At 60.5% G+C, this 1603-nt stretch carries 2 protein-coding genes and 1 pseudogene; all 3 read right to left on the bottom strand.

Annotated features, from left to right (window positions below):
- Positions 1-228, bottom strand: a pseudogene (locus tag EOA38_RS39550) (conjugal transfer protein); the annotation flags it as partial.
- A gap of 7 nt (positions 229-235) precedes the next feature.
- Positions 236-1072, bottom strand: coding sequence for a P-type conjugative transfer protein VirB9 (gene virB9 / locus EOA38_RS36000; RefSeq protein ID WP_127301454.1), 837 nt, complete (start codon positions 1070-1072; stop codon positions 236-238).
- A partial coding sequence (locus tag EOA38_RS35995; RefSeq protein WP_127301453.1) for a VirB8/TrbF family protein occupies positions 1069-1603 on the bottom strand: 535 nt, incomplete at its 5' end. The genes EOA38_RS35995 and virB9, both read right to left, overlap by 4 nt.

The raw sequence follows: 1603 nt of genomic DNA, 5'->3' as shown, positions 1-1603 counted from the left end.
CCCGTTATCAAGCTGGGGGCGCGGCGTATCGAGCCCCGGTGCGGGAAACTGTGTGGTGTGGAACTCCTCGCCATCCGACGCCGTCAACAGCGGCTTGTCCGGCGCACGCGTCGCGGCATAGATCATCCAGCCGGCGAGGACCACCGCACCCAGCGGCACCGCGATCTTGAAGAATGTGCTCGCCCCGAATTTTGGCGCGGCGACCGCCGTGCCCTCCTCAGCGAGCATTCTGTACTCATTGGGAGATGGCATCGGGTCCCCTCACTTTCCGAACAGTCCCACCGCCGACACGCTGTGGCTCGTAAGGTTCAAGCCCGGTCGGTTCGTTCACATTGTTCAGTCTCAGATTGAATATGCAGGTTGCTTCGTCGCCGTTGCGCAGGGTCCATTGGTAATTGACCTTGTCGACGACGATGTACGCACCCTCGCGGCGATAATTCACAAGGGTCTCATCGCGTTCGCTATCGACGACATAGATCGCCGGCACCTCCCTTGCCGGATCGAAGCGGAACCAGGTCTTCACGCCGTCGTCGTAGATCACGAGCGGCTTATTTGCCGACGACCCCTTATAGGCATAGGACGAGTTGGCGTTCTCCGCCTTGAAATCCTGTCGGTTCGGCTGTGCCGCCCGGGCCCGGGCTTCGTCCATCAGCGCCGCGTCCGACGCCTCTTCGGGATAGCGGAACTTGATTGCATAGACTTGTTGCGCAACCGGCCGAAACTCGCCGTTCAGGAAGAACACATAGCTGCGCTTGTTGGTCAGGACGTTGAGATTCCCGCCCGCATTCTTCTCGATCGGCTTCACAAACAGCACATTGCCCTTCTTGTTGGGCTCGATGCTCCAGGCCGGGACGTCGCCAGCGCCGAGGGTTTCGATTTTCTCGTCATCGCCGAATTCGATCATGGTCGAGGCGCCATAGCTGGCCGGCACCGACACCACATCGTCCTTCTGATACCAGACGAAGCGAATGCGACTGTCACGAGATCCCGCCCGAGGGGTCTGTTCGGCAAGGGCTGGCTGAACCGCGCAAACGGCGAGCCCGATTGCCGTCAGGATGCCGGCGACCTTCATTGCGGAGTCTCTGCGGTGGGTGCCGGCGCCGTCTCCTGATCGCGCCGATATTCGAGCACCTGGAAGCCGAGCGGATTTTGAAAGCGGATCCCGTTTTTGGCTGGCGCGCCGGTGTAGCGGAACCGGATCAACGACACCCAATGCCGCTGCACCGTGTTCGCCTGGCTCTTTTCCTCCGTCATGAACCGGACCAGGGCGGTTCTCTGGTTAGGGAAAGTCACCGACTTTACCGTCACAGCCACAACGGTGTTTCGCCCGTAAAGCACGATGGGGTTCGTCACCTTGTTCGCAGGGCTGAAAAGCTCGACGAGCTCCCTCGAGGCATCGCCGGTGCTCAGCAATTGCGCGAGATCGAAGTTGTCCTTCAGCGCCTTCGGATCGTAGGTCTCGCGGGCCTTCACATAACGGACGATATCGAACATCCCCATCGACTCGTCCTGCTGCAAAGGACCGTCAGCCAGCGGCCGCTTCGCCTCGACAAGCCCCGTGGATTTGTCGACCACCTCCATGTAGGGCTCATAAGGCTTGAAC

Source organism: Mesorhizobium sp. M1E.F.Ca.ET.041.01.1.1 (assembly GCF_003997355.1).
Taxonomy (GTDB): domain Bacteria; phylum Pseudomonadota; class Alphaproteobacteria; order Rhizobiales; family Rhizobiaceae; genus Mesorhizobium.
The sequence above is the reverse complement of the archived record's forward strand: the minus strand, read 5'-3'. Positions and strand labels throughout refer to the sequence as shown.

Coding starts and splice junctions, on each gene's coding strand:
- virB9 (WP_127301454.1), bottom strand. CDS start 1,072: ATGAAGGTCGCCGGCATCCTGACGGCAATCGGGCTCGCCGTTTGCGCG.